This is a genomic window from Streptomyces sp. NPDC002817, assembly GCF_053592055.1.
The window spans coordinates 160,807-185,834 of the sequence record NZ_JBSFUY010000015.1; the positions used below are offsets into that span (position 1 = coordinate 160,807).

At 71.2% G+C, this 25,028-nt stretch carries 27 protein-coding genes and 1 pseudogene; 12 read left to right on the plus strand and 16 right to left on the minus strand.

Annotation, left to right across the window (positions count from 1 at the left end; translation table 11 throughout):
• Window positions 1–186 precede the first annotated feature (186 nt).
• On the plus strand, window positions 187–1,185 hold the full coding sequence (locus ACWD3I_RS26810) for a phosphatase PAP2 family protein (RefSeq protein ID WP_365399361.1): 999 nt from the start codon (window positions 187–189) through the stop codon (window positions 1,183–1,185).
• A gap of 99 nt (window positions 1,186–1,284) precedes the next feature.
• Here ACWD3I_RS26810 and ACWD3I_RS26815 read toward each other — a convergent pair whose 3' ends face one another.
• Window positions 1,285–1,500, minus strand: a complete 216-nt coding sequence (locus tag ACWD3I_RS26815; protein WP_365399358.1) for an I78 family peptidase inhibitor — start codon at window positions 1,498–1,500, stop codon at window positions 1,285–1,287.
• Between the two features lie 396 nt (window positions 1,501–1,896).
• Between ACWD3I_RS26815 and ctaD the strand changes: the two are divergent.
• Window positions 1,897–3,468: pseudogene (ctaD, locus tag ACWD3I_RS26820) on the plus strand (aa3-type cytochrome oxidase subunit I); the annotation flags it as partial.
• Here ctaD and ACWD3I_RS26825 read toward each other — a convergent pair.
• On the minus strand, window positions 3,467–4,507 hold the full coding sequence (locus ACWD3I_RS26825; RefSeq protein ID WP_365399355.1) for a helix-turn-helix transcriptional regulator: 1,041 nt from the start codon (window positions 4,505–4,507) through the stop codon (window positions 3,467–3,469). The pseudogene ctaD and the gene ACWD3I_RS26825 sit on opposite strands and share 2 nt — an antisense overlap.
• Window positions 4,508–4,569: 62 nt before the next feature.
• On the opposite strand from ACWD3I_RS26825, the gene ACWD3I_RS26830 reads away from it, so the two are divergent.
• Window positions 4,570–5,703, plus strand: a complete 1,134-nt coding sequence (locus ACWD3I_RS26830; RefSeq protein WP_365399352.1) for an epoxide hydrolase family protein — start codon at window positions 4,570–4,572, stop codon at window positions 5,701–5,703.
• Between the two features lie 10 nt (window positions 5,704–5,713).
• Here the strand turns inward: ACWD3I_RS26830 and ACWD3I_RS26835 are convergent, their stop codons facing one another.
• On the minus strand, window positions 5,714–7,006 hold the full coding sequence (locus ACWD3I_RS26835; protein WP_365399349.1) for an ABC transporter substrate-binding protein: 1,293 nt from the start codon (window positions 7,004–7,006) through the stop codon (window positions 5,714–5,716).
• Entirely contained in the window at window positions 6,975–7,526 is a 552-nt protein-coding gene (locus ACWD3I_RS26840; RefSeq protein WP_365399346.1) for a hypothetical protein, read from the minus strand. Before ACWD3I_RS26840 ends, ACWD3I_RS26835 begins: the two co-directional genes overlap by 32 nt.
• A gap of 123 nt (window positions 7,527–7,649) precedes the next feature.
• On the opposite strand from ACWD3I_RS26840, the gene ACWD3I_RS26845 reads away from it, so the two are divergent.
• The 3 genes from ACWD3I_RS26845 to ACWD3I_RS26855 are packed head-to-tail and all read left to right on the plus strand — an operon-like array spanning window position 7,650 to window position 11,466.
• Window positions 7,650–8,123 carry a hypothetical protein gene (locus ACWD3I_RS26845; protein WP_365399343.1) on the plus strand — a complete coding sequence of 158 codons (474 nt, stop codon included), beginning with the start codon at window positions 7,650–7,652 and terminating at the stop codon, window positions 8,121–8,123.
• Window positions 8,123–10,795 (plus strand): ABC transporter permease subunit, encoded by a 2,673-nt coding sequence (locus ACWD3I_RS26850; RefSeq protein WP_365399340.1) that lies wholly within the window; start codon window positions 8,123–8,125, stop codon window positions 10,793–10,795. Before ACWD3I_RS26845 ends, ACWD3I_RS26850 begins: the two co-directional genes overlap by 1 nt.
• Complete coding sequence (locus ACWD3I_RS26855; protein ID WP_365399337.1) at window positions 10,792–11,466, plus strand: ATP-binding cassette domain-containing protein; 675 nt, start codon at window positions 10,792–10,794, stop codon at window positions 11,464–11,466. The genes ACWD3I_RS26850 and ACWD3I_RS26855 overlap by 4 nt, the downstream gene beginning before the upstream one ends.
• On the opposite strand, the gene ACWD3I_RS26860 is transcribed toward ACWD3I_RS26855, so the two are convergent.
• Together ACWD3I_RS26860 and ACWD3I_RS26865 are read right to left on the minus strand one after the other, a co-directional pair.
• A complete protein-coding gene (locus tag ACWD3I_RS26860; RefSeq protein ID WP_365399334.1) occupies window positions 11,399–12,022 on the minus strand; it encodes a transglycosylase family protein in 624 nt (207 codons plus the stop codon). The genes ACWD3I_RS26855 and ACWD3I_RS26860 overlap by 68 nt on opposite strands.
• A 120-nt stretch (window positions 12,023–12,142) precedes the next feature.
• Window positions 12,143–12,772 (minus strand): transglycosylase family protein, encoded by a 630-nt coding sequence (locus ACWD3I_RS26865; protein ID WP_365399331.1) that lies wholly within the window; start codon window positions 12,770–12,772, stop codon window positions 12,143–12,145.
• 507 nt (window positions 12,773–13,279) lie between these two features.
• On the opposite strand from ACWD3I_RS26865, the gene ACWD3I_RS26870 reads away from it, so the two are divergent.
• Both ACWD3I_RS26870 and ACWD3I_RS26875 read left to right on the plus strand, forming a co-directional pair.
• A complete protein-coding gene (locus ACWD3I_RS26870) occupies window positions 13,280–14,062 on the plus strand; it encodes a hypothetical protein (RefSeq protein ID WP_365399328.1) in 783 nt (260 codons plus the stop codon).
• 68 nt (window positions 14,063–14,130) lie between these two features.
• Window positions 14,131–14,520, plus strand: a complete 390-nt coding sequence (locus ACWD3I_RS26875; RefSeq protein WP_046256781.1) for a hypothetical protein — start codon at window positions 14,131–14,133, stop codon at window positions 14,518–14,520.
• A 52-nt stretch (window positions 14,521–14,572) separates the two neighbouring features.
• Here the strand turns inward: ACWD3I_RS26875 and der are convergent, their stop codons facing one another.
• The 6 genes from der to ACWD3I_RS26905 all read right to left on the minus strand — a co-directional run bounded on the left by der (window position 14,573) and on the right by ACWD3I_RS26905 (window position 19,486).
• Entirely contained in the window at window positions 14,573–16,051 is a 1,479-nt protein-coding gene (gene der, locus ACWD3I_RS26880) for a ribosome biogenesis GTPase Der (RefSeq protein WP_266894403.1), read from the minus strand.
• Between the two features lie 79 nt (window positions 16,052–16,130).
• Entirely contained in the window at window positions 16,131–16,718 is a 588-nt protein-coding gene (locus ACWD3I_RS26885) for a lysophospholipid acyltransferase family protein (protein WP_365399431.1), read from the minus strand.
• A 53-nt stretch (window positions 16,719–16,771) separates the two neighbouring features.
• Window positions 16,772–17,458, minus strand: coding sequence for a (d)CMP kinase (cmk, locus tag ACWD3I_RS26890; RefSeq protein ID WP_365399324.1), 687 nt, complete (start codon window positions 17,456–17,458; stop codon window positions 16,772–16,774).
• Between the two features lie 87 nt (window positions 17,459–17,545).
• Complete coding sequence (locus tag ACWD3I_RS26895; protein WP_365399321.1) at window positions 17,546–18,631, minus strand: prephenate dehydrogenase; 1,086 nt, start codon at window positions 18,629–18,631, stop codon at window positions 17,546–17,548.
• Window positions 18,628–18,990 (minus strand): chorismate mutase, encoded by a 363-nt coding sequence (aroH, locus tag ACWD3I_RS26900; RefSeq protein ID WP_046256736.1) that lies wholly within the window; start codon window positions 18,988–18,990, stop codon window positions 18,628–18,630. Before aroH ends, ACWD3I_RS26895 begins: the two co-directional genes overlap by 4 nt.
• A gap of 91 nt (window positions 18,991–19,081) precedes the next feature.
• Window positions 19,082–19,486: a YidB family protein gene (locus ACWD3I_RS26905; RefSeq protein WP_365399318.1), complete on the minus strand. Its 405-nt coding sequence runs from the start codon at window positions 19,484–19,486 to the stop codon at window positions 19,082–19,084.
• A 174-nt stretch (window positions 19,487–19,660) separates the two neighbouring features.
• Here ACWD3I_RS26905 and ACWD3I_RS26910 point away from each other — a divergent pair, with 174 nt between their 5' ends.
• Genes ACWD3I_RS26910 through ACWD3I_RS26920 form a run of 3 tightly spaced genes read left to right on the plus strand, consistent with a single transcriptional unit; the run spans window position 19,661 to window position 21,350 of the window.
• Complete coding sequence (locus tag ACWD3I_RS26910; RefSeq protein ID WP_266894393.1) at window positions 19,661–20,323, plus strand: hypothetical protein; 663 nt, start codon at window positions 19,661–19,663, stop codon at window positions 20,321–20,323.
• 26 nt (window positions 20,324–20,349) lie between these two features.
• Window positions 20,350–20,934, plus strand: a complete 585-nt coding sequence (locus ACWD3I_RS26915; protein ID WP_365399314.1) for a DUF6529 family protein — start codon at window positions 20,350–20,352, stop codon at window positions 20,932–20,934.
• Window positions 20,931–21,350 (plus strand): Rieske (2Fe-2S) protein, encoded by a 420-nt coding sequence (locus ACWD3I_RS26920; protein ID WP_365399310.1) that lies wholly within the window; start codon window positions 20,931–20,933, stop codon window positions 21,348–21,350. The genes ACWD3I_RS26915 and ACWD3I_RS26920 overlap by 4 nt, the downstream gene beginning before the upstream one ends.
• On the opposite strand, the gene ACWD3I_RS26925 is transcribed toward ACWD3I_RS26920, so the two are convergent.
• Window positions 21,347–22,366: an ADP-ribosylglycohydrolase family protein gene (locus ACWD3I_RS26925; RefSeq protein ID WP_365399307.1), complete on the minus strand. Its 1,020-nt coding sequence runs from the start codon at window positions 22,364–22,366 to the stop codon at window positions 21,347–21,349. The genes ACWD3I_RS26920 and ACWD3I_RS26925 overlap by 4 nt on opposite strands.
• Window positions 22,363–23,082, minus strand: coding sequence for an NUDIX hydrolase (locus ACWD3I_RS26930; protein WP_365399304.1), 720 nt, complete (start codon window positions 23,080–23,082; stop codon window positions 22,363–22,365). The genes ACWD3I_RS26925 and ACWD3I_RS26930 overlap by 4 nt, the downstream gene beginning before the upstream one ends.
• 77 nt (window positions 23,083–23,159) lie before the next feature.
• Here ACWD3I_RS26930 and ACWD3I_RS26935 point away from each other — a divergent pair, with 77 nt between their 5' ends.
• On the plus strand, window positions 23,160–24,128 hold the full coding sequence (locus ACWD3I_RS26935) for a DUF72 domain-containing protein (protein ID WP_365399301.1): 969 nt from the start codon (window positions 23,160–23,162) through the stop codon (window positions 24,126–24,128).
• 21 nt (window positions 24,129–24,149) lie between these two features.
• Here the strand turns inward: ACWD3I_RS26935 and ACWD3I_RS26940 are convergent, their stop codons facing one another.
• On the minus strand, window positions 24,150–24,695 hold the full coding sequence (locus tag ACWD3I_RS26940; RefSeq protein ID WP_365399298.1) for a TIGR03086 family metal-binding protein: 546 nt from the start codon (window positions 24,693–24,695) through the stop codon (window positions 24,150–24,152).
• Complete coding sequence (locus ACWD3I_RS26945; RefSeq protein WP_365399295.1) at window positions 24,692–24,937, minus strand: hypothetical protein; 246 nt, start codon at window positions 24,935–24,937, stop codon at window positions 24,692–24,694. The genes ACWD3I_RS26940 and ACWD3I_RS26945 overlap by 4 nt, the downstream gene beginning before the upstream one ends.
• Window positions 24,938–25,028: the final 91 nt, after the last annotated feature.

The following is a 25,028-nucleotide window of genomic DNA, read 5'->3' on the forward strand; positions in this document are numbered from 1 at the left end:
GAACGAATTCATAAGCGGCCATAAACCGGAACCCGGAACGATCAAAGGAATTGAAGGGGGCAACCGGGCCGGATAGTGGATTCCTCGGAAATAAACGTCTCCCTGAGAGGAATCCCACATCACATCGTCATCACAAAGCCGTGGATTCGACGGGCATCGGACCTCACTCGCTGTAACGTCGATTGGGTGCGTACCGAACGAAACCTCACCCGTCTGGACCGGGTGTTCGCGAGGCTGGACCGTGAGCCGGAACGACCGGCTCACATTGACGTGCCCAGGATGTCCCGGCACCGGGTCGCCCTGATCGCCGGAGGCCTCGCCTTCTATCTGGCGATCGTGTGGCTCGTGGTCGACACATCGTGGCTGGTCCGCCTGGACTGGCAGGTCATGTTCTTCCGGCCGTACCAGCAGTGGGCGGAGATCCACTGGTTCGTGGACTACTACGTGGTGCTCGGCCAGCGCGGCCCGACCGCGGTGATGGTCGCGGCCTGGCTGGGCTGGCGCTCCTGGCGGCAGCACACCCTGCGCCCGCTGCTCACCCTGGGGGCCGTGCTGCTCCTGCTGAACATCACCGTGGGCGCCGCCAAGCTCGGCATGGGCCGGCTCGGCCCGCACTACGCGACCACCATCGGCGCGAACGAGATGGGTCTGGGCGGCGATATATTTCCCAGCGGCCACACCGCGAACGCCGTGGTGACCTGGGGCATCCTGGCCTATCTGGCCTCCACCCCGAGAGCCCGCAGATGGCTGTCCGCCGTCTCCGCGGTGACCTCGCTCGGCGTCGGCCTCGCCACCGTCTACCTCGGTACGCACTGGCTGAGCGACGTCGTTCTCGGCTGGGTCGCGGGGCTGCTGGTCCTGCTGGCGCTGCCGTGGTGCGAGCCGCTGATCGCCCGTACCGAGACCGCCATCTTCGACCTGCGCGACCGCTGGCGGACCCGCCGCAGCGCACCGGCGTCCGTCAAGCCCGTCGAGGTCCCGATGCCGCTCAAGCCGCGCACCCCCGCCACCCAGAGCGAGCCCGCGGCCCGCTCGGCCCGGGCGCCCGCCTATCTGGCACCGGGCCCGCACACGACCCGCTCGGAGCGCACCCCGGTCACCCCGGTCGGCCCTCGCCGGCCACCCCACCCGGACCGCGTCGCACGCGGCACGACCTCGGCGGCCCGCCCCCTGACAGGCGGCTAGCCGGCGGACAGCGGGGACGGTACGCACCCACCCACCCCGCAACGACGGCCCCGGTTCCTTCTCAGGAGCCGGGGCCGTCGTCGTGTTCCAGGACGGGTGTCAGCCCTTCCAGGCGCGGGCCACGCGGCCGTCCTTCACCTCGAAGTTCAGCCGCCCCGCGCGGTACTCCATCGTGATGATCGCCCCCGGTGGCAGCGAGCGCACGCTCGGCCAGCCCTTCTCGCGGGCGAGTCGCTCAGCCCTGGCGGACTCCAGACCCACGTACGCGTCGGGGCTGTCGTGGGGTTCGGCGGGTGGTGTCGGTATCGGTGCCATACCGCCACGCTAGGCCCTGTCCGTGGGGTGGGGCCAGGAACCAGGACACTGTGGGTCACTGATCCCTCTCCGGTCACGCTTCTGTCACAGGATGCCGACAGCCGTTTCCGTCGAACTCCGTCACACGTACGGGCGGTTCCGTAGGCCTTCCGCGCGCAATCAAACGGAATTCCCGCGTGTCGGAGCGGCTCTTCGAATAACCGGACGGAAAGTGCCGGAAGACATGCCGCCGGAGCCTTTGCATTCCGATTCGGTGTGGGGTCACGGGAGCTGACACCGCGTAGGAAAAACACGGATCCGACACAGAATCCCCGTACGCCCCCTGTCGCTGTACGCGACGACGCGAGCATCATGACGGCGGACCCGGGACGCGACGAGCGAAGGGGCGAGCGAGCGATGGGGACCGAGACCGTGCAGACGACGGTGCGACCCGTGCGGAGCAAGAGCCACGGCCGGGTGATCGTCGACTGGCTGACCACCACCGACCACAAGAAGATCGGCCATCTCTACCTGATCACGTCGTTCGTGTTCTTCCTGGCCGGTGGTCTCATGGCGCTGCTGATGCGCGCCGAGCTCGCCCGGCCCGGGATGCAGATCATCGACAACCAGCAGTTCAACCAGATGTTCACGATGCACGGCACGATCATGCTGCTGCTCTTCGCGACCCCGAGCTTCGCGGGCTTCGCCAACGAGCTGATGCCGTTGCAGATCGGCGCTCCCGACGTGGCCTTCCCCCGGCTGAACATGCTGTCCTACTGGCTGTTCCTCTTCGGCGGTCTGATCGTGCTGGGCTCGCTGCTCGTGCCGTCCGGGCCCGCGGCCTTCGGCTGGTTCGCCTACGCGCCGCTCAACAGCATGGAGCGCTCGCCCGGCATCGGCGCGGACCTGTGGATCATGGGTCTCGCACTGGCCGGCTTCGGCACGATCCTCGGTGCGGTCAACTTCATCACCACCATCATCGGGATGCGCGCCCCCGGCATGACGATGTTCCGGATGCCGATCTTCACCTGGAACACGCTGTTCACGTCGATCCTGATCCTGATGGCGTTCCCGGTGCTCGCGGCCGCCCTGCTCTGTCTGGAGGCGGACCGCCGGTTCGGCTCCCAGGTGTTCGCCTCGGCCAACGGCGGGGCGCTGCTGTGGCAGCACCTGTTCTGGTTCTTCGGCCATCCCGAGGTGTACATCATCGCGCTGCCGTTCTTCGGCATCATCACGGAGATCCTCCCGGTCTTCAGCCGCAAGCCGCTCTTCGGCTATCTGACGCTGGTCGGGGCGACGATGGCGATCACCGGGCTGTCCGTGGTCGTGTGGGCGCACCACATGTTCGTGACCGGGGCGGTGCTGCTCCCCTTCTTCTCGTTCATGAGCTTCCTGATCGCGGTGCCGACCGGCGTGAAGTTCTTCAACTGGACCGGGACCATGCTCAAGGGCTCGCTGTCCTTCGAGACCCCGATGCTGTGGGCCACCGGCTTCCTGGTGACGTTCCTGTTCGGCGGTCTGACCGGGGTGATCCTGGCCTCGCCGCCGCTGGACTTCCATGTCTCCGACTCGTACTTCGTCGTCGCGCACTTCCACTACGTCGTGTTCGGCACCGTCGTGTTCGCGATCTTCGGCGGCTTCTACTTCTGGTGGCCCAAGTTCACCGGCAAGATGCTCGACGAGCGGCTCGGCAAGATCCAGTTCTGGACGCTGTTCATCGGCTTCCACACCACGTTCCTGGTGCAGCACTGGCTGGGCGCGGAGGGCATGCCGCGCCGGTACGCCGACTATCTCGCCGCCGACGGGTTCACCGCGCTCAACACGATCTCGACGATCGGCGCGTTCGTGCTGGGCATCTCCACGCTGCCGTTCCTCTACAACGTCTGGAAGACCGCCAAGTACGGCGAGAAGGTCGAGGTCGACGACCCCTGGGGCTACGGCCGTTCCCTGGAGTGGGCGACCTCCTGCCCGCCCCCGCGGCACAACTTCACGACGCTGCCGCGGATCCGCTCCGAGTCTCCGGCGTTCGATCTGCACCATCCCGAGTACGCGGCGCTGACGTCTCAGCCCGAGCCAAAGAGCGAGCAAGCCGGTCCCGAGCCGTCCTGATCGCCTCGGTCAGCTCGGCGGGCTCCAGCACCTCGAACTCGAAGCCCATCAGCATCACGTGGATCACCATCACGTCGAGGCTCGCGGCCCCGGTGCGCAGGATGCAGGCGTCCGGCCCGTCGGCCTCCAGCTGCCCGGCGGAGGGCGAGACGCGCCCGATGGCCTCCTCCAGGGGCACCAGGAGCCGTACGACGGCGTGCGCCGCGTACGCGCGCGTGGAAACGCCCCGGGAGACGAACGCGGCCAGATCCTCCGCCGGGGGTGTGCGCGGGGTGAAGCGGGGGCCGTGCGGCGGCCTGGGGGTGATGCGGTCGACGCGGAAGGTCCGCCAGTCGTCGCGGTCGAGGTCCCAGGCGACCAGGTACCAGCGCCGCTCGGTGCACACCAGACGGTGCGGCTCGACGGTGCGGCGGGTGGAGTCGCCGTTGTGGCTGCGGTACGCGAAGCGCAGGCGCTCGGCGTCCCGGCAGAGGTTGGCGAGCTCGGTCAGCACGGCCGGGTCCACCGCGGAGGGCTGCGGGCCGCGCAGCATCGGCACGGTGAAGGCGTTCAGGGCGCCCACGCGACGGCGCAGCCGGCTCGGCAGGACCTGCTCCAGCTTGGCGAGGGCGCGCACCGAGGTCTCGCCGATGCCCTCGATGCCCTGCCCGGCGGCCGTGCGCAGCCCTACGGCGACGGCGACCGCCTCGTCGTCGTCCAGGAGCAGCGGCGGCAGCTCGGCGCCCGCGCCCAGCTGGTAGCCGCCACCGGTGCCGGGGCTGGCGTTGACCGGGTAGCCCAGCTCGCGCAGCCGGTCGACGTCCCGGCGCACGGTGCGCGGGGTGACGCCGAGGCGTTCGGCGAGGTCGGCGCCGGACCAGTCGCGGTGGGCCTGGAGCAGCGAGAGCAGGCGCAGGAGTCGTGCCGAGGTCTCCAACATGAATCCGAGTCTGGCAGGCATTGCGGACAGTCGCTGTCCGCAAGGGTTCCTACCTTGGACTCATGGCAGACAACAGCGTGCACAGCTACCGGATCGACATCCCCCAGGCCCGGCTCGACGAGCTGCACACCCGCCTGGACCTGACCCGCTGGCCGGACGAACTGCCGGACGCGGGCTGGGAGTACGGCGCCTCACTGCCGTATCTCCGCGACCTCGCGGCCTACTGGCGGGGCGCCTACGACTGGCGCAAACACGAGGCGGCCCTCAACGAGATCCCGCAGTACGTCACGGAGATCGACGGCGCCCAGGTGCACTTCCTGCACATCCGCTCGTCCGCTCCGGACGCCCTGCCGCTGATCCTGACGCACGGCTGGCCGGGCTCGATCGTGGAGTTCCTCGGCGTGATCGACCGGCTGAGCGAGGACCACCACCTGGTCATCCCCGCCATCCCGGGCTTCGGCTTCTCCGGCCCCACCCGCGAGAAGGGCTGGAACGTCAACCGGGTCGCCCGCGCCTGGGCCGAGCTGATGCGCCGGCTCGGCTACGAGCGGTACGGCGCGCAGGGCGGCGACCTGGGCGCGCTGATCTCCCCCGCGCTGGCCCGCATCGCCCCCGAGTCGGTGGTCGGCGTCCATGTGAACGCAGCGTCGGTCGGCTTCATCCCGCTCGGCCCGGTGAGCGAGGAGGAGCGGGCGGGGCTCACCGACCGCGAGGTGCGGAGCCTGGCGAGCATCGCCGAGTTCACCACCGACGGCTTCGGCTACAACGCGCTCCAGTCCACCCGCCCGCAGACCCTCTCCTACGCCCTCACCGACTCCCCCGTCGGCCAACTCGCCTGGATCATGGAGAAGTTCCAGGCCTGGACGCACTCCTCGGCCGCGCTGCCCGAGGACGCGATCGGCCGGGACACCCTGCTCACCAACGTGATGCTGTACTGGCTGACGGGTACGGCCGGTTCGGCGGCGCGCATGTACTACGAGAACAGCCACGTCGGCGACTGGTTCCCGGTCACGAACTCCGGTGTGCCCACGGCGGTGGCGAACTTCGGCGAGGACGTGGCGATCCGCCGCTGGGCCGAGCAGGCCAACACCCTCGCCCGCTGGACCGAGTTCGACCGCGGCGGCCACTTCGCCGCCCTGGAGGTCCCGGATCTGCTGGCCGGCGACGTCAGGGAGTTCTTCGACTCGCTGCGGTGAGCGCGACGGGTCAGTAGGGCAGTTGCGGCACGTCGAAGCAGGTGTCGTCCATGTCGCCCTGCGACACCCACCCCTTGCCGTCCTGCCACCGGGCCACCGACAGACACGTCCTGCGGGTCGTCGGTGGCCCGGCCGACCGCTCGAACCGGACGGGAACCAGCAGCCCGTCGGCGGTGTAGTCCTCCCTGCGGTTCATGAACTCGTCCACGCACGCGCGCGTGACACCACCGCCGCTCTCCGCACAGGACTCGGCGGCCTGCGTGAACCACATCGCGGCCGCCCAGCCCTCCAACTGCCACTGGGAGTGCGTCTCCAGACCCTTCGTGGCGTCCCGGAACTCCCGTACGGCCTTCTGGTCCGTGTCCTCGTAGTTGCGGCTGGACCCGGTGGCCCACAGGGCGTTGCGGCAGCGCGGGGAGTCCTTGTAGTCGTCGGGGACGGTGGAGCTCCAGTTCTGCACATTGGTGACCTTGGCGGTGACCCGCACACCGACGTCGTCCATCGCCTCGCACAGCTGGGCGTTGCCATGGGAGTCGATGGCGTCGAAGACCAGGTCCGCCCCCTGCTCCTTCAGATCGGCCGCGACGGCACGGAAGTTGGGCAGCGCGAAGTCGACCTGCTCGCTCACCACCTCGTAGCCCTCGGCCTCCAGCCCCCGCTCGACGAGCCGGGCGTAGGCGGCCGAGGCGGCCTGGTTGTACGAGACGACGGCGGCCGTACGTGCCCCGTGCTCCCGCTTGAAGTAGCGGTAGACCTCCGTGCCGCCGTACTGCTTGCCGTTCCACCCCTTGGTGCCGTCGCGGGGCGCGAGGCTGCCGTAGATGCCGTACAGGTGCGGATAGGTGTCGTAGGCGGCCCCGATGGGCTGGCCGCCGATGTCGGGCACCCGCGCGTGGGAGACGCGGGAGGCGCCCGCGTAGTCGAGGGCGGTGGTGGCGACCAGGGCCACCACCTCGTCCTCGTCGATCAGCTGGTGCACACAGGTGTTGTTGCCGACGCCGCTGCCACCGTCGTCGCACTCACGGACCTCGACGCGGCGCCCGTCGATGCCTCCGCGCGCGTTGAGCCGGTCGAACCAGGCCTTGGCGCCGTCGCGGGGGCCGACGAAGGTGTCGCCGCCGACCGGGCTGGTGGCGCTGGTGATGACGCCGACGCGGATCGGCGTGCCGTCCGGCGCGGGACCGGCCCGCTCCCCGTGCTCGAAGTCGCTCTCCGGCAGCCGGCTGCCGCAGGCCGCGCTGAGGGCGAGCAGCAGCACCGCGGCCGCGGCCTCAACAGCCCGGAAGGGCCGACGCCGACGCATTGCCGCTCAGTTGGACCAGAGCGCACAGCGTGCTGACGGACACCTTCCAGGTGCCGTCGTCCTCGACCGCCGTCCCGGAGGTGTCCGGCAGGGCGGTGGCGCCGTTCATGAGGAGTGTGTACGTCACGGTCGCCTTGGTCGGTGAGGTGAACTCCACCTCGGTGACCTGCGCCTCCACCTGTCCGCCGCGCTCGTCACCGCTGAAGGCGGCCATGACCGGGCCCATCGCCTCGCCGTTCTCCAGGACGGCCTGTTTCTCCTTCGTGGAGGTCTTCGGGTCGAAGAACTTCTCCCAGTTCTCCTTGACCTCCTTCTCGGCCGCCGCCTGGTCGGCGGGCCCACTGGCCGGTGCGCTCGTCTGCGGCGCGCTGGTCGTCGTCTCCGGGGTCGGGGGCACGGACGGCGACTCGGTCCCGCCGCTGTCGTCGCTGCACGCCGTGAGGCCCGCGGCGAGGACGAACACCACCGCCACCAGCCCTCGGCTGCCGTTCTCCCACTTGCGGTCGCTCCCGAGAACCATCTGGCTCACCACCGGGTGTCGGTCCGGGCCATGTGCGCCCGGTGCTTTCAGGGTCAGCTTCCAGAAGGCATAGTGCAAGCCATTGGCTGACATGGACAGACACATGACACGTGGGAGCCAGAGATGCGGACAGGCCGACTGCGGACCGTGCACCCCGTTCTGTGGGCCGGCTGGGCCGCGCTCGCCGCGGGTGCGGTGCTCTGCGTCATCGGCTGGTACGGCGTCTCCGGTGAGCGCTACGCCGAACGTCAGCTGCCCTACCTGGCCTCCTGCACGGTCCCCGGCGCCGCACTGATCATCGCCGGAGCGGTGCTGCTCGCGCACGGCCGCGACACGATCGCCGCGCTGCGCGTGGAGGAGCTGTACGGCCTCCTGGTCGCCACGGAACCCGCGGACGCCGAGGAGCCCGGCCGGGCCACGGCGCCGATCGCCGTGAGCGGGGACCTGCTGATGGTGCCGGGCGGCACCCTGTGGCACCGCGCGGACTGCCCGCTGGTCTCCGGAAAGGCGGAGGCCGTGCCGGTGGACGCCAAGCCGGCGGCGAGCGGCGAGTTGGGCCCCTGTCCCATCTGCGAGCCCGCCGAAGAAACCGACTGATGTCGTCCCTCACGTACGACCTGACACTCGCCGGCCTCTCGGTCGGCAGCGCCGCCGCACTCACCGGAATCGGCCTGATCGTGACGTACCGCGCGACGGGGGTGCTGAATTTCGCGCACGGGGCGATCGCGATGGTGTGCGCGTTCGTGCTGCGGCAGTGCGTGGTGGAGTGGGGCTGGCCCCTGTGGGCGGGCGCCACGCTGACGCTGCTGGTCCTGGCGCCGGGCCTTGGCGTGGTGCTGGAGCGTTTCGTCTTCCGTCCGCTGTCGGTCCTGGGCGGCGACCCGGCGCAGACACTGGTCGCGTCCATCGGGGTGTTCGTGCTGCTGGTGGGCGGGGCGGCGCTGGTGTGGGGGCAGGGGGCGCGGGACGACGCTCCGGAGCTGGTGTCGGCGGACCCGTGGGGGCAGCTCGCCGTGGTGCTGGTGCTGGCCGTGGGAGTGGGGGCGGTGATCCGCTGGACGCGCTTCGGGCGGGAGCTGCGGGCCGTGGTGGACGACCGGCAACTGGCCGTGCTGGGCGGGATCGACGCGGACCGGGTGGCCGCGGCGGGCTGGGCGTTCGGCTCGTTCACGGCGGGCCTGACGGGCGTGCTGCTGGCGCCGTTCGTACGTCTGGACCCGTACGGGCTGCCGCTGTTGGTCATGGAGGTCGTGGCGGTCGCGGTGGCGGCGCGGATGCGCAGTCTGCCGGTCGCCGTGGTGGTCGCGCTGGGCATCGGAGTGGCGCAGAGCCAGCTGACACGACTGCATCCGTCGGGCTGGGGCGAGCCGTTGCTGCAGGCGGTGGGAGCGAACCTGTTCGTGGTGGCGCTGCTGGTCGCGGCGCTCGTGCTGCCGCGGATCGGCACCCGCGACGCCCTCCCGCGCACGGCCACCGCGCGCGTGGCGACTCCGCCGGGCGCGTGGATCGTGGCGGTGGTGCTGTTCTTGTTGCCGCTGGGCTTCGCGGGCTCGGATCTGCAGACGTCGGTGCAGGTGCCGGCGCTGGGCGTGGTGCTGCTGTCGCTGGTGGTGGTCACGGGCCGCGGCGGTCAGATCTCGCTGGGGCAGGCGGCGTACGCCGGACTGGGCGCCCTGTTCACGGCGCTGCTGGCGGCGGGCCGCTTCCCCGGACTGCCTCGCCTGCCCGAGCTGGCGGCGCTCGCGGTGGCCGTCGTGCTGGTGGCGCCCCTGGGCCTGCTGACGGGCTGGCCGGCGATCAACCGCCGGGGCCTGGCGCTGGCCCTGGCCACCTTCGCGGTGGGCGTGGGGGTGAGCCGTTTCGTCTTCGCCCAGCCGTACGCCACGTCGGGGCTGTCGCTGGGCCGCCCGTCGGGCTTCGACGGCGACCGGGCGTACTACGTCCTGGAGTTGGCGCTGCTGGCCGGAGCCCTGCTGGCGACACGGCTCCTCCGCAGGGGCCGCACGGGCCGGGCCCTCGCGGCGATGCGGGACCACGAGGCGGGCGCCTCGGCAGCCGGCGTCCGGGTCCCGTCCCTCAAACTCCTGGCGTTCGTGGCGGGCGCCGCGCTGGCCGCCCTAGGCGGCGGCATGCTCGGCATGGGCCTGCGCGCCTTCGACCCCGGCGCCTACGACCCCGTCCGCGGGCTGCTGTGGTTCGCGGCCGTGGTGGTCCTGGGCGCCGACAGCACCCTGGGCGCACTGCTGGCAGCGGCACTCCTGGTGGGACTGGACGCGGGCGCCCGGGGCGGGATGGCGGCGGCCCTGATCGGCGTACTCGCGGTACTGGTCGGCCGCTTCCCGGGCGGCCCGTACGAGGCGTTGCGAACGGCGGCGGGAAGACTGCGGTTGCGGCGGCGAGCGGCGCTGACACCGCTCGGGGAGCGGGTGCGGGGAAGGCTGCGGCCGGTGGAGCAACGCCCCGCGCGTGCAGCGGTGTTGTCCGGAGCGGCGAGCGGGGCACAGGCAGGACGACCGTCGGCCGCCGCCATGCATGTCGCAGCCGCCGGTGGCGCTCCACCCCCACAGGGGCCATCCGCACCCACGCTCAGAGCCCGCAACCTCGAAGCCCGCTACGGCAGTTTCACCGCCCTGGACGGGGTCGACCTGGACATCGCACCAGGCAGTGTCACCGCGATCATCGGCCCCAACGGCGCAGGCAAGAGCACCCTGTTCCACTGCCTGGCCGGAACGCTCCGCCCCACCAGCGGCAGGATCCTCCTCGGCACTCGCACCATCACCCGCCTCCCCGCCCACGCCCGCACCCGCCTCGGCATCGCCCGCACCTTCCAGCAACTCGCGGTCTTCCCCTCGTTGACCGTCGCCGAAAACGTTCACGTGGGCGCCGAACAGGGCCGCCTCCCCGACCCGGCCGCCGCAGAGCGAACCCTCAGGCTCCTCGCCCTGGACGGCCCGCTCCGAGACCTCCCCGCCGCAGACCTCCCCACCGGCACCCTGCGGCGCGTGGAACTCGCCAGAGCCCTCGCCGGCAGCCCCCGGGTCCTCCTCCTGGACGAACCCGCCGCCGGCCTGGACACGGCTGAAGTGACCGCCCTGACCCGTGTGCTGAAGGCCCTCGCCGCCGACGGCACGGCCCTCCTCGTCGTGGAACACGACCTCGACCTGGTCGCCGGCCTCGCCGACGTCGTGCACGTCATGTCGGCGGGCCGCATCGTCGCCTCGGGCCCGCCCGACCATGTCCTGGACACCGCCCGGACAGCCGCCCCATGACCATCTCCCTGCGCCACGCGCGCGTGCGCTACGGCCCTCTGGAGGCCCTCCACGGCATCACCCTCGCCGCCCCGGGCCCCGGCCTCACCGTCCTGCTGGGCCGCAACGGCAGCGGCCGTACGACCGCCCTGCGCGCCTTCGCCGGCACCGTGCCGCTGTCCGGCGGCGCCGTGGTGTGGGACGGCACCGATGTGACCCGCGTGCCCGCCCACGAGCGCGCCCGGCACGGCCTGTGCCTGGTCCCCGAGCGGCAGGCGGTGTTCGGCTCGCTCACGGTGCGCGAGAACCTGGCGCTGGCCGCACCGTCGTACGACCGGGCCCTCGACGCCTATCCCCAGCTCGCCGCGCTGCTCCCGCGCCGCGCGGGCACCCTCTCCGGCGGCGAGCAGCGCATGCTGGCCCTTTCGCGCGCCCTGCTGGCACGCGCGCGCGTGGTGCTCGTCGACGAACCGACGCAGGGCATGTCGCCGACGGTCGCGGCCCGCACGTACGACCTGTTGAGCGGGCTCGACGCCTGCGTGGTCGTCGCCGAGCAGCGGCTGCCGCCCGTCCTGCACGGCCGGAGGGCCGTCGTGTACGAACTGCGCCGCGGCACGGTCGTGTTCAGCGGAGAGGCGGCCGAACTGGGCCCGCCGACAGGGGCGGACCGAACACGGCCGAGTCCCGGGTAGCACTCTTCGATTCCTTCGGGACGACCAGCAGCGTGCCCACGTTCAGCCGGTCCGGGTAGTCGCCGATCATCTCCTTGTTGGCCTGGTGGAGCGCCCGCCAGCCGCCCTGGACGCCGTACTTGCGGGCGATCGCCGAGAGCGTGTCGCCGGGTTTCACCGTGTGCATACGGCCCTTGAGCCCGTACCGCTTCGAACAGACCGGCCAGGCCTCCCAGCCCTGCACGGCCAGCACCTCCTGGGCGACGGCGATCTGCTGCTCACGGGTGGCGAGATCCGCGCGCGGGGCGTACGTCAGGCCGCCGAACTCCTCCCAGGTGGGCTGCCAGAACTGCAGTCCGCCGTAGAAGCCGTTGCCGGTGTCGGCGTCCCAGCGCCCGCTGCTCTCGCACAGCGCGACACAGCTCCAGGGCCACCCGTCGCGGGCACAGTCGTACGGCACGGAGACGGGCGACGGACCGGGGGCCGGGGGCGGTGGTGCCGCGTACGCCGGGGTGGGCGCCGCTCCGGCGAACAGACAGGCGGCGGCGAGGAGGAGCTTGATCGGCGTGCGGTACATCGGCCCACGCTAAGCAGTGCCGCGCGGACGGCCGTCGATACGCGGCGGAAGACCCCAGGGGCCCCACCCGGTCGGCGCACCGAACGGGCGGGGCCCCGTGCCCGGAAAGGGGGGAGCAGCTCAGATCTCGAGACGCTGCCCGGGCACGATCATGTTCGGATCACCGCCGATGACGGCCTTGTTGGCGGCGTGGATCCGCTGCCAGGTGGTCCCGTGCCGGGCGGCGATACCGCTCAGCGTGTCGCCCTTGCGGACGGTGTAGTCGCCACGGGACGCGCTGCGGCCCGAGTGGCTCTGGGAACGTGCCGGCGCCTTCGACGGCTTGGACGGAGCGGCCTTCGTGGTGGCCGAACCGGAGGAGACCGAGGGGGCACTGCCGGAGGCCCCGGCCCGGGCGGAACAGGTGGGCCAGGCGCCCCATCCCTGGGCGCGCTGGACCTTGGTGGCCACGGCGATCTGCTGGGACTTGCTCGCCCTGTCCGCCGTCGCCGCGTAGGCGCTGCCGCCGTACGCGCGCCAGGTGGAAGGAGAGAACTGCAGGCCGCCGTAGTAGCCGTTGCCGGTGTTGATGTGCCAGTTGCCGCCGCTCTCGCACTGGGCGATGCGGTCCCACACTCCGCCGTCCGCCGCCGCGGCGTTGCCGGTCGCGGCCAGCAGTCCGAGAGGGGCGAGCAGGGCCGCCCCGGCGAGAACCGCTGTCGTACGCGTCTTACGAACGTTGTCGCGAGTGGTATCGGCACATTCGGACATGTAATTCCCTCTCGAAGGACCCGGGGTCCCCCCAAGCGGGGCGCGCTCCCTGCGCAGGGGCAGGGTCGTCGCGCTCCGCCCCGTCCGCCGGAGGCTGGTGCTGCGAGCTGGCTTTGGTACGGCCGGCGGACGAACCCGAGCGGTGCTCGTTGCACACGGCCGAGGAATCTAGGGAGGGCGACCGCCCGGTATCAACCAATCGCTTGTCACTCCAGGCCAGTTCGCCGTTACCGCAGGTAGTAACTTTTTTCGGCCACCCACTTCATTCCCTGATTTCCTGATTTGTCGACCAGTCGCGCTGGTGATCTGTGACCCACTTCACGCAACCAACTTCCTTGGATTTCCCAGGAATTGACGTTGAGTGCCCGATTCCGGACCCGACGTGACCCTGTGCGCCGGATGGTTCGATTCCGTTCGCTCTGGAGCGTGACTCCCGCCACAGATCGCCCGTTGTCTTCTTCATGAGCCCGGGACCCACCCGGGCACCGCTTCCTGAGGGAGTCACCCGTGCCGCGCATGCTCGACGTCAGCGACGAGGTTCGCGCCGAGATCGGCGACGATGAGGCCAACCGGCTGCTCGCCGGAGAGAACGCCCCCGGCAGTTACGACTGCACGTCCTGCCGCACCCCGGGCGACTCCGAAGCGGAGCGCACCAGCACCGTCCTGTTCATCGGCGACGAGACCGCCGTCCTCGCCTTCGCCCACGCCACCTGTCTGCCCTCGCAGATCGTCCAGGTCACCGAGGAGCAGCTCCAGGGAGCCGTGCGCTCCATCAACGGCGACCATGTCGAGCCGAACCCCGAGAAGGCCGTACCCGAGCAGGCGGTGCTCGGCGTCACCAGCGGACTCGTGCTGATCGCCGGGGAGTTGCACCCGGCGCTCGTGGTCGAACCGACGGCCCCCATCGTGCGCCCCGGCGCGACCGACGTCGGCGACGACTTCCTGCCGCTCCTCATCGAGCAGGGGTTCATGCCGGTGACGCAGCTGACGGAGGTGCCGCCGGTGCTGCACGGGTGGTCGGTGCTGCTGGCGATGGGCCAGCTGCACGCGGTCCTTCAGCCGGGACCGACCGGTGGGCAGCCGGTCGCGTGGTGGCAGGCGCATCAGCCGCTCCAGGTCACGGAGAGCTGGCGGGCCGCCGCGAACAAGCATCAGCAGGTGCTGATGTTCGCGGCGCCGGTGGGATCGATCGGGCGTCAGCCCCGTGAGGACCTGCTGCGGGACGCGATCGACAAGGCTGCGGCGAACGGGAAGCTGGTCGCTTCCGCGATGCCTCTCGCCGGGACCTGAGGACGCCTGCGGTCCCGCGCCCCTGAGAGCGGCCGCATCTCCTGATGCTCAGGGTCGTTTGGACATACGTGCACACCTACGACGTTCCCCGCCGCCAGTCCTACCAGTCGATCCCGTCCTCGCGGCCGACTCCGGACCCGCTGTGCGGCCCATCGGCCACGCCGATCTACGACGCGCTCTACGCCGAGTACGTCAAGTCGTTCCGCTCGCTGCCGGGTGACCGCAGTGGCGAGGAGGAGCTGGGGTTCACCGCGTTCGGGAACCTTCCGCAGGACGCGTACGGCGGCCACCGGCCGGGGTCGTTCAGCAGCTCGTACAGCGCCTACAGCGCGGGCGCGCACAGTGCCCGCGTCGGGCAGCAGCAGTCGCAGTGGCAGCGCGTCGGGCAGATCGGGCAGCACGGCACGATGGTGCAGCATGTGCCGGCGCTGCCGCCCGGCCAACGCCGCGGCTTCTGACGCAGCAGGAAGGGCGGCCCCTGTCGGGGCCGCCCTTCCTGCGTTTCCGCGCTTACTTCTTCTTGGCGCCGCGCTTCTCGCGCACCCGCACCGAGATATGGATCGGCGTGCCGTCGAAGCTGAACTCCTCACGCAGCCGGCGCTCGATGAAGCGCCGGTAGCCCGCCTCGATGAAGCCGGAGGCGAAGAGGACGAACCGCGGGGGCTTGGTGCCGGCCTGGGTGCCGAAGAGGATGCGGGGCTGCTTGCCGCCGCGGACCGGGTGCGGGTGGGCGGCCACCAGTTCGCCGAGGAAGGCGTTCAGGCGGCCCGTCGGAACACGCGTCTCCCAGCCTGCCAGGGCTGTCTCGATCGCCGGGACCAGCTTCTCCATGTGACGGCCGGTGCGCGCCGAGACATTGACCCGGGGCGCCCAGGCGACCTGGGCGAGCTCGGTCTCGATCTCCCGCTCCAGGTAGTAGCGGCGCTCCTCGTCGAGGGTGTCCCACTTGTTGTAGGCGATGACGATCGCGCGGCCCGCGTCCACCGCCATGGTGACGATGCGCTGGTCCTGCACCGAGATGGACTCGGAGGCGTCGATCAGGATGACCGCGACCTCGGCCTTCTCGACAGCGGCCGCGGTGCGCAGCGAGGCGTAGTAGTCGGCGCCCTGCTGGAGGTGGACGCGCTTGCGGATGCCCGCCGTGTCGACGAACTTCCAGGTCACACCGCCGAGTTCGATGAGTTCGTCGACCGGGTCACGGGTGGTGCCCGCGAGTTCGTTGACGACGACGCGCTCCTCGTTGGCCACCTTGTTCAGGAGGGAGGACTTGCCGACGTTCGGGCGGCCGATGAGAGCGATGCGGCGCGGACCGCCGACAGCGGTGCCGAAGGACTGCTCAGGCGCCTCCGGCAGGGCCTCCAGGACGGCGTCCAGCATGTCGCCGGTGCCGCGGCCGTGCAGCGAGGAGACCGGGTGCGGCTCGCCGATGCCGAGGGACCACAGAGCGGTGGCGTCGGCCTCGCCGCTCTGGCCGTCGACCTTGTTGGCGCAGAGCACCACGGGCTTGTTGGCCTTGCGGAGCAGCCGGACGACGGCCTCGTCGGTGTCGGTGACGCCGACCTTGGCGTCGACGACGAAGACGACCGCGTCGGCGGCCTCGATCGCGTACTCGGCCTGCGCGGCCACGGAGGCGTCGATGCCGAGGACGTCCTGCTCCCAGCCACCGGTGTCGACGACCTTGAAGCGGCGGCCCGCCCACTCGGCCTCGTAGGTCACGCGGTCGCGGGTGACGCCGGGCTTGTCCTCGACGACGGCCTCGCGGCGGCCGATGATGCGGTTCACCAGAGTCGACTTGCCGACGTTCGGGCGGCCGACGACGGCGAGCACGGGCAGCGGCCCGTGACCGGCCTCCTCGATCGCGCCCTCGACGTCCTCGAGATCGAAGCCCTCTTCCGCGGCGAGCTCCATGAACTCCGCGTACTCGGCATCGCCAAGCGCTCCGTGGTCGTGCTGCTCGCCCGAGCCGTCGGAGTGGATGTGGTCGTTCATGAAGTCCGTACCTCGTCGTTCATCGTGGTGATCGGTGGACCACCCGGTTTCTCCGGTTTGATCCACTACTTAGTGTCGCTCAGCGCCCGGTCAGGCGCCTGGCGTTTTCCAGGTGCGCGGTGAGCTGCTTCTGGATGCGCTCGGTCGCCTCGTCGAGCGCCTTACGGGTACGCCGCCCGCTGCCGTCGCCCGCCTCGAACGGGTCACCGAAGACCACGTCGACACGGCTGCGCAACGGAGGCAGCGCCTTTATCAACCGTCCGGGACGGTCGGAACTTCCCAGCACGGCGACCGGGACGATCGCGGCGCCGGTGCGTACGGCGAAGTACGCGAGCCCGGCGCGCAGCGCGGCGAAGTCACCCTCGCCACGGGTGCCCTCCGGGAAGATCCCGAGGACACCGCCGGCCGAGAGCACGTCCAGGGCCTGGGTGATGGCCGTGCGGTCGGTGCCCGACCGGTCGACCTTGACCTGCCCGATGGCGAGCAGGAACGGATCGAGGGGGCCGATGAACGCTTCCTTCTTGATCAGGAAGTGCGTCGGCCGGGGCGCCACGCCCATGACCATCGGGCCGTCGATGGCGTGGGAGTGGTTGACGGCGTAGATCACCGGGCCGGTCGCGGGCACCTTCCAGGCGCCCAGCACGCGCGGCTTCCACAGCCCGTACATCAGGCCGACGCCGATGCGCCGCCCGACCTCGGCACCCCGCTCCGAAGGCACGGTCACTTCCCGGCCCGCTTCTCCTCGACGAGGGTGACGACGCACTCGATGACCTGCGTCAGCGTGAGCTCGGTGGTGTCCACCTCGACCGCGTCGCCTGCCTTGGCGAGCGGCGAGGTCTTCCGGCTGGAGTCGGCCGCGTCCCGCTTGACCAGGGCCTCGCGGGTGGCGTTGACGTCCGCGCCCTTCAGCTCACCGCTGCGGCGGGCGGCACGCGCCTCCGGGGAGGCGGTGAGGAAGATCTTGAGGTCGGCGTCGGGCAGCACGGTCGTACCGATGTCGCGGCCCTCGACGACGATGCCCTGCTCCGCCGAGGCGGCGATCGAGCGCTGCAGCTCGGTGATCCGCGCCCGCACCTCCGGCACCGCGCTCACCGCACTGACCTTGGAGGTGACCTCCTGGGTGCGGATCGGCCCCGCGACGTCGGTGCCGTCGACGGTGATCGTCGGGTCGGCCGGGTCGGTGCCGGAGATGATCTCCGCCTTGCCCGCCACGGCGGCGATCGCGGTCGGGTCCTCGATGTCGATCCCGTTGGTCACCATCCACCACGTGATCGCCCGGTACTGGGCGCCGGTGTCCAGGTAGCTCAGACCGAGCTGCGCCGCGACAGCCTTCGACGTGCTCGACTTGCCGGTGCCGGAGGGACCGTCGATAGCGACGATCACGGGCTGGGCGGCGCCGTTTTCCACGGGAGGACACCTTCCTGGTGCGGTGTGGTGGGGAGTGCGGGGCGCGATGGGGCCCCGCACAAGGGTACTGGCTCGCCGACGGCCTCTTTACTGGCGGATGGCCCAGCCACGCTCCCGCAGTGCCGCCGTCAGGACCGGCGCCGTCTGCGGCTCCACCATCAGCTGCACCAGACCCGCCTGCTGTCCGGTCGCGTGCTCGATGCGCACGTCCTCGATGTTGACCCCGGCCCGTCCCGCGTCCGCGAAGATACGGGCCAGCTGACCGGGCTGGTCGTCGATGAGGACGGCCACGACCTCGTAGGTGCGCGGGGCGGACCCGTGCTTGCCGGGTACCCGCACCTGGCCCGCGTTCCCGCGCCGCAGCACGTCCTCGATGCCCACGGCTCCCTCACCGCGCTTGGCCTCGTCGGAGGACTGCAGGGACCGCAGCGCCTGCACCGTCTCCTCGATGTCGGCGGCGACGTCGGTGAGCAGGTCGGCGACCGGTCCCGGGTTCGCGGAGAGGATGTCGATCCACATCCGGGGGTCGGACGCGGCGATCCGGGTCACATCACGGATGCCCTGGCCGCACAGTCGTACGGCGGCCTCCTCGGCGCTCTCCAGCCGCGCGGCGACCATGCTCGACACCAGGTGGGGCATGTGGGAGACCAGCGCGACGGCACGGTCGTGGGCGTCGGCGTCCATCACGACCGGTACGGCACGGCAGTGCGAGACCAGTTCCAGGGCGAGGTTCAGCACCTCGGTGTCGGTGTCCCGGGTCGGCGTCAGCACCCAGGGGCGGCCCTCGAAGAGGTCGCCGGTCGCGGCCAGCGGGCCGGACTTCTCACGGCCGGACATCGGGTGCGTGCCGATGTACGAGGCGAGGTCGACGCCGAGCGCCTCCAGCTCGCGGCGCGGTCCGCCCTTGACGCTCGCCACGTCGATGTAGCCGCGGGCCACGCCCCGGCGCATGGCGTCGGCGAGCACCGCGGCCACATGGGCGGGCGGGGCGGCGACGATCGCGAGGTCGACGGGTCCCTCGGGCTCCTCGTCGGTGCCGGCGCCGAGCGCGGCGGCGGTGCGGGCCTGCTCGGGGTCGTGGTCGGCCAGGTGGACGTGGACGCCCCGGCTGACCAGCGCCAGCGCGGCGGACGTGCCGATGAGGCCGGTGCCGATGACGAGTGCGGTTCTCACTGGGCGATGTCCTTGCGCAGGGCGGCCGCGGTGCCCAGGTAGACGTGGTTGATCTCGGTACGGGACCGGTCGGACTCTATGTGCGCGAGGATCCGCACGACGCGGGGCATGGCGCCCTCGATGTCGAGCTCCTGGGCGCAGATCAGCGGGACGTCCACGATGCCGAGCTTGCGGGCCGCGGCCGCCGGGAAGTCGCTGTGCAGATCCGGTGTGGCCGTGAACCAGATGCTGATCAGGTCGTCCGCGGTGAGGTCGTTCCGCTCCAGGACGGCGGTGAGCAGCGCTCCGACCTGCTCGTCCATGTGACCGGCTTCGTCCCGTTCGAGTTGGACGGCGCCCCGGACAGCTCGTACCGCCACGGCTCTGCTCCTTGCTGATGTACGGCTCTTGGTACATCCAGCCTAGTCAGCCCGCGTCGGGCCGGTGTGCGCCGCCCGCCCGCTGAGACACCTACAGATTCTGCTGCCTGGCGAGCTCTTCGAGGCTGGCCGGCACCTGTCCGTCCGGCGTCAGTCTGTCCACGACCCGCGGCAGCACCTGGGCCAGCTCGTCCGCGGCCTTGTCCGTGGAGACGCCCGTCTCCTCGGCGACCTGCTGGAGGGTCTCGTCGGGCAGTGCATGCTGGATCTGCGCGCCGGTCACGGACTGGTTGGCGCCGGTGCCGACCCAGGAGTCCTTCTGTTCGGCGAGGCCGGACCTGGCGAGGGTGTCGAGCAGTCCGCCCAGCGGGTTGTTGCCGTTGCCGCCCTGTTTGCCGAGCGCGGAGAGCAGCGCGCCAAGGATGTTGCTCCCGCTGGAACCGTTGCCCGAGCCGAGGAGTCCTCCCAGAAGACTGCCGAGGTCGTTACCCGCCATGGTCGTGCCTTTCGCGAGGTCGGCCGAGCCCGGGGGAACCCGGCGCCGAACTCTGCCAATGTCACCCAGATTGCCCTATTCCGCTACTTGTGGTGAGAACGCGCCCGTGCGCCTCTGGACTCAAGGCCCCGGGTCCGCTCTCATGGCAGGAAGCTCGCCTCGGGGGAGGCCCGTATGAAGCGCTCCGGACCGCTGCTCACCCTTCTCGCGGGTCTGCTGGTAGGCCTGTTCATGCTGTCGCTGAACGCGACGACGGGCGAGAAGACCACGTCGTCGTCGGTGCAGGAGTCGCCGAGCACGAAGGCGTCACCGAGCCCGACTCCCACCCGGACGACCCCGTCTCCGTCACCCTCGCCGTCGAAGGTGCCCGTCCCGAACGCCGACTACGCGGGCCGCACCGACGACGACTCCTCCGCGATCGCCGTGTCCCTGCGCGACGGCCGGGCGATCGCGTACTTCTGCGACGGCCGCGACAAGGAGTCGTGGCTCAAGGGCGACGTCGAGGACGACGGCACCATGAAACTCACCGCCAAGGACGGCTCGAAGCTGAACGGCACCCTCAAGGAGGGCAAGCGGATCAGCGGCACGGTCGACATCGGCGGCGGGCACTACACCTTCACCGCCGACAAGGCGATCAAGCCGTCCGGCCTGTACCGGGCGACGGCCACCGTGCGCGACGCGAAGTTCGACGGCGGCTGGATCGTGCTGAAGGACGGCAGCCAGGTCGGCATCCTCAAGAAGGACGGCAAGCCCTCCCCCGCGCCCGAGATCGACCCGGAGACCGGCGTGGTGACGGTCGACGGACAGCAGCTCACTGCCCGCCCCGTCACCCCCTGAACTCCAGTCCGTACGAGGGAGCCGACATGACCGTCGACCCGAACGCCGCCACCCAGGGATTCCCCTCTCCCCAGCCCTCCGAGCCGCGGCCGAGCCCGGCGCGCTATCTGGTCCCCGCGCTGGTCGCCGCCGCGGTGGCGGTCGCCCTCGGCGTGTACGGCAAGGTCCACGACCCGGCGGGGACCGCCTTCAACCTCGCCGGTTTCAGCAGCACGGGCGCGGTGAAGTCCTGGATGGCGACGGTCGCGATCTTCTTCGCCGTCGTCCAGTTCTTCTCCGCGCTGATGATGTACGGCAGGCTGCCGGGCCCGAGCTGGTCAGGGGTGCTGCACCGCTGGTCGGGCCGGGTGGCGTTCCTGGTGTCGGTGCCGGTGGCGGTGCACTGTCTGTACGCGCTGGGCTATCAGACGTACGAAACGCGCGTTTTCTGGCACTCCCTCCTGGGTTGCTTCTTCTTCGGAGTGTTCAGTGCCAAGATGCTGCTGCTCCGCTCGGAGCGACTCCCCAACTGGCTGCTGCCGATCGTCGGCGGGCTCGTCTTCACCGCGCTCACGATCGTCTGGCTGACCTCCGCCCTCTGGTTCTTCCGCACCTTCGGAGTGACTACATGACGACTCACGGCCCGACGCGACGTACGGTCCTCCTCTCGACGGGGGCCGCGGCGTTCACCGTCGGCTGCGGCGAGTACGGCAACGAAGGCGACAGCGACTCCGGGTCCGACACCGTCGAGGCCTCCGCCGGTCAGGTACTGGCGAAGACCAGTGAGATCCCGGTCGGCGGCGGCAAGATCTTCAAGGACGAGCAGGTCGTCGTCACCCAGCCGAAGGAAGGCGAGTTCAAGGCCTTCACCAACATCTGCACCCACCAGCAGTGCCCGGTGGCCAACGTCGACGGCGGCACCATCAACTGCACCTGCCACGGAAGCAAGTTCAGCATCACGGACGGCTCGGTGGAGAACCCGCCGGCGACCCAGCCGCTGGCCGAGAAGAAGATCGCGGTGCAGGGCGACTCGATCCAGCTGGCCTAGTCCCAGAGGGCGCCGAGCGTCGCCAACTCGCTCTGGTACTCGATCCGGTCCGCCCACTCGGTGGGCCATACGTCGGCCCCGTGGTACGCCCCCGCGAAGGCCCCCGCCAGACAGGCGATCGAGTCGGAGTCCCCGGCGGTGCAGGCGGCCCGCCGCAGGGCCGTCACCGGCTCGTCGACGAACAGCAGGAAGCACAGCAGCCCGGTCGCCAGCGCCTCCTCGGCGATCCACCCCTCGCCGGTGGCCAGACACGGATCGGTCTCCGGGGACACCGAACGGACCGCCTCCTGAAGGCGCGCGAGAATCTCCAGGCACTCGTCCCAGCCGCGCGCGATGAAGTGCTCGGGCGTCGGGTCCTGGCTGCGGGTCCACAGGTCGCCGAGCCAGCGGTCGTGGTAACGGGTGCGGTTCTCGACGGCGTACGACCGCAGCAGCCCGACCAGTCCGGTCGGCTCGGCCCCCTGGGCGAGCAGCCGCACGGCGTGCGCGGTGAGGTCGGACGCGGCGAGCGCGGTCGGGTGCCCATGGGTGAGCGCGGACTGCAACTGGGCGGCGCCGGAGCGCTGTTCGTCGCTCAGACCGGGGACCAGGCCGACGGGGGCGACGCGCATGTTGGCGCCGCAGCCCTTGGAGTGGATCTGGCTGGCGTCCTGCCACAGCCGTCCTTCGGTCTTCAGCAGATTGCACGCGACGAGACAGGTCCGGCCCGGCGCGCGGTTGTTCTCCGGCGACTGGTACCAGTCCACGAACTCCTCGCGCACCGGACGCTCCATCCGCTTGGGCGCGAGCAGCCCGCGGTCCATGGCCGTCCGCAGCCCTCGTCCCAGCGCCAGCGTCATCTGCGTGTCGTCCGTGACGATCGCCGGCCTCGGCAGCTCCATCTCCCGCCACGGCCCGCACTTGGCGAGGATCGACGGCACGTCGTTGAACTCGGTCGGGAAGCCCAGCGCGTCACCCAGGGCTAGCCCCAGCAGGGCCCCCGTGGCGGCACGCTTCCTGACGGTCGTGGCGGTCATGCGGGACGTCCTTCCCGAGGCGTTCGGAGCAGAGGCGGATGGAGCGTCGTGGCCGTGCCCGCACGGTAGAGCGCGGCCGGTTTGCCGCGGCCGCCGGTCAGTCGCGCGGCGCCCGGGACCGGTTCGACGAAGCCGGGCGTGGCGAGCACCTTGCGCCGGAAGTTGGGGCGGTCGAGGGCGGTGCCCCACACGGTCTCGTAGACCTGTTGCAGCTCGCCGAGCGTGAACTCGGACGGGCAGAAGGCGGTGGCGAGGCAGGTGTACTCGAGTTTGGCGCCGACGCGTTCCTGGGCGTCGGCCAGGATCCGGTCGTGGTCGAAGGCGAGCGGTCGCGCTGTGCCGTACGGCACCCAGCGGGCGTCCGCGGCGTCGCTGCCGCCGTGCGGCTCGGGCGGGTCCGGCAGCAGCGCGGCGAAGGCTACGGACACGACGCGCATCCGGGGGTCGCGGTCGGGCTCGCTGTAGGTGCGCAGCTGTTCCAGGTACAGCCCGGAGACGTCCGACAGCCCGGTCTCCTCGGCGAGTTCACGCCGGGCGGCCGTCTCGGCGGACTCGTCGGGCTGCACGAAGCCGCCGGGCAACGCCCAGCGCCCGGCGTACGGCTCCTGTCCGCGCTCCACGAGCAGGACGTGCAGAGCGCCCTCGGTGACGGTGAGGACGGCGAGATCGACGGTGACGGCGAAGGGCTCGTAGGCGTACTTGTCGTATGCGGCCACGTGCACCCACCCCTTTAATGGTCAGTAGGACTATAAAGTCGCCGGATGGGATCGCGCAACCCGGGTAACCGCACCGAATGAGCGAGATCCTGGTGGGCACGTGTTCGTGGACGGACCGGGCGTTGACCGGCAGCGGCTGGTATCCGCCGGGGCGACGAGACGCCGAGGGACGGTTGCGGCACTACGCCGAGCGGTTCCCGGTCGTCGAGGTCGACTCGGCGTACTACGCGTTGCCCGACGCCCGCACCAGCCGGCAGTGGGCCGAGCGGACGCCACCGGGCTTCGTCTTCGACGTGAAGGCGTTCTCGCTGCTCACCGGGCATCCGACACGGATTTCCGCGATGCCGGGCGGGCTGCCCGCCGAACCCGGGAACCCTGCGGTGCTGGACGAGGTGTGGGCGCGGTTCACCGAGGGGATCGAGCCGCTCCGGGCGGCCGGCCGGCTCGGCAGCGTGCTGTTCCAGTTCCCGCCGTGGTTCCGGCCCGGACAGCGGGCCGGGGAGTTCCTGCGGGATTGCGCCGAGCGGACCGCCGGGTGGCCGATCGCCGTGGAGTTCCGGCATCCCGGCTGGTGGCGCAGGGAGTGGGCGGACGTGACCTGCGCGCTGCTCGCCCGGTACGGCATGACCGCCGTGGCCGTCGACATGGCCCAGACACTCCCCTCCTCGATCCCGCCCGTCGCTCCCGTCACCTCACCGCGGCTGTCCGTCGTCCGCTTCCACGGTCGCAGCGCCGCCTGGGGACCGGAGAGCAAGGAGGACCGCTTCCGGTACGAGTACGGCGAGGACGAACTCGCCGAGTGGCTGCCCCGGTTGCGCTCGCTCGCCGGACGGGTCGAGCAGCTCCACGTCCTGTTCGACAACTGCTGCGGCACCGCGTCCGTCCGTGCCGCGGAGACGATGCGGCGCCTGCTGGCCGGCGCCGGTCGCTCCTGGGCGCTCGACGACGGTGAGCCCGCCCGGACGGGCGATGCGCATGCCGCACCGACCGCCGTCACCTGGAGCGCGGCCCCGCGGCCGTCGGGGAAGGCGGCCCGGGAGTCCTAGCCGCCGAAGAACCCACCGGACTCATCCCGGGAAGGAATCGCGCCGCCCCAGGAAGGCCAGGAGCCGGGCGTCGGGCGGCGCACAGGGCGGAACGGCGACCGGCTCCGCGAACCGCACCCCGCGGTCCTCCTCGGTGACCACGCACCGCGCGATGGGCAGCAACTCGGCCGCGAGCGCGACCGGGAAGGGCCGCGACCGCCCACTGGCCTGCGCCACGTCCCAGCCGTGCACGGCGATCTCGACAGCGCCGACCGCGCCCAACACCCTTACGTCCAGCGGCCGTTCTCCGACCAGGACCGGATCACGAGGGCCGGCCGCCCAGGCACCGAGCACCGCACACGCGCGCGTACGGAAGCCGCACACGCGGTCGCTCTGCGGCAGCAGTCCGATCCGACCGCCGGTCAGCCCCTCGTGCAACGCGTCCAGGGAATCGTCGAGATGCTCGAGCAACTCCCCCAGATCCCACGCCGCACAGGGCGTCGCCCGGCCCGGTCCGGCATCCCCCACCACGGCCACGCTCCCCAGCGCATACGCGAGCGAACGCTCCAGCAGCTCCCCCGGGTTCATGACCGCACCTCGGGCAGCCCGACGCGGGCGAACAGCCCCGCACCCGCCGCAGGGGCCCTCAGTGGCTCCTCAGGCGCCTCTGACGGCCCGCCGAGCCCGGAGGGCACCGGACGCCGCGCGCGGCTCCCCAGGTCCGTCAGACACGTGCCGGCGGCGATCCGGTGCGGCCCGGTCCGTGAGGGCGCCCGGCCCTCGTCCCCGTCGTGGCCCCGCCGGGCCCTCAGATCCGTCGTCGCGGTCATGCCCGCTCCCTTCGTCCGTGTGGGACAGAGACCGGCGGGAGCGCGAAACCGAATCGGCCGGCCCCGGAGAAGAATCCGGAACCGGCCGTCG

Coding starts and splice junctions, on each gene's coding strand:
- ACWD3I_RS26815 (WP_365399358.1), bottom strand. CDS start 1,500: ATGGCACCGATACCGACACCACCCGCCGAACCCCACGACAGCCCCGAC.
- ACWD3I_RS26825 (WP_365399355.1), bottom strand. CDS start 4,507: ATGTTGGAGACCTCGGCACGACTCCTGCGCCTGCTCTCGCTGCTCCAG.
- ACWD3I_RS26830 (WP_365399352.1), top strand. CDS start 4,570: ATGGCAGACAACAGCGTGCACAGCTACCGGATCGACATCCCCCAGGCC.
- ACWD3I_RS26835 (WP_365399349.1), bottom strand. CDS start 7,006: ATGCGTCGGCGTCGGCCCTTCCGGGCTGTTGAGGCCGCGGCCGCGGTG.
- ACWD3I_RS26840 (WP_365399346.1), bottom strand. CDS start 7,526: ATGGTTCTCGGGAGCGACCGCAAGTGGGAGAACGGCAGCCGAGGGCTG.
- ACWD3I_RS26845 (WP_365399343.1), top strand. CDS start 7,650: ATGCGGACAGGCCGACTGCGGACCGTGCACCCCGTTCTGTGGGCCGGC.
- ACWD3I_RS26850 (WP_365399340.1), top strand. CDS start 8,123: ATGTCGTCCCTCACGTACGACCTGACACTCGCCGGCCTCTCGGTCGGC.
- ACWD3I_RS26855 (WP_365399337.1), top strand. CDS start 10,792: ATGACCATCTCCCTGCGCCACGCGCGCGTGCGCTACGGCCCTCTGGAG.
- ACWD3I_RS26860 (WP_365399334.1), bottom strand. CDS start 12,022: ATGTACCGCACGCCGATCAAGCTCCTCCTCGCCGCCGCCTGTCTGTTC.
- ACWD3I_RS26865 (WP_365399331.1), bottom strand. CDS start 12,772: ATGTCCGAATGTGCCGATACCACTCGCGACAACGTTCGTAAGACGCGT.
- der (WP_266894403.1), bottom strand. CDS start 16,051: ATGAACGACCACATCCACTCCGACGGCTCGGGCGAGCAGCACGACCAC.
- ACWD3I_RS26885 (WP_365399431.1), bottom strand. CDS start 16,718: ATGTACGGGCTGTGGAAGCCGCGCGTGCTGGGCGCCTGGAAGGTGCCC.
- ACWD3I_RS26905 (WP_365399318.1), bottom strand. CDS start 19,486: ATGGCGGGTAACGACCTCGGCAGTCTTCTGGGAGGACTCCTCGGCTCG.
- ACWD3I_RS26910 (WP_266894393.1), top strand. CDS start 19,661: ATGAAGCGCTCCGGACCGCTGCTCACCCTTCTCGCGGGTCTGCTGGTA.
- ACWD3I_RS26915 (WP_365399314.1), top strand. CDS start 20,350: ATGACCGTCGACCCGAACGCCGCCACCCAGGGATTCCCCTCTCCCCAG.
- ACWD3I_RS26920 (WP_365399310.1), top strand. CDS start 20,931: ATGACGACTCACGGCCCGACGCGACGTACGGTCCTCCTCTCGACGGGG.
- ACWD3I_RS26925 (WP_365399307.1), bottom strand. CDS start 22,366: ATGACCGCCACGACCGTCAGGAAGCGTGCCGCCACGGGGGCCCTGCTG.
- ACWD3I_RS26935 (WP_365399301.1), top strand. CDS start 23,160: ATGAGCGAGATCCTGGTGGGCACGTGTTCGTGGACGGACCGGGCGTTG.
- ACWD3I_RS26940 (WP_365399298.1), bottom strand. CDS start 24,695: ATGAACCCGGGGGAGCTGCTGGAGCGTTCGCTCGCGTATGCGCTGGGG.
- ACWD3I_RS26945 (WP_365399295.1), bottom strand. CDS start 24,937: ATGACCGCGACGACGGATCTGAGGGCCCGGCGGGGCCACGACGGGGAC.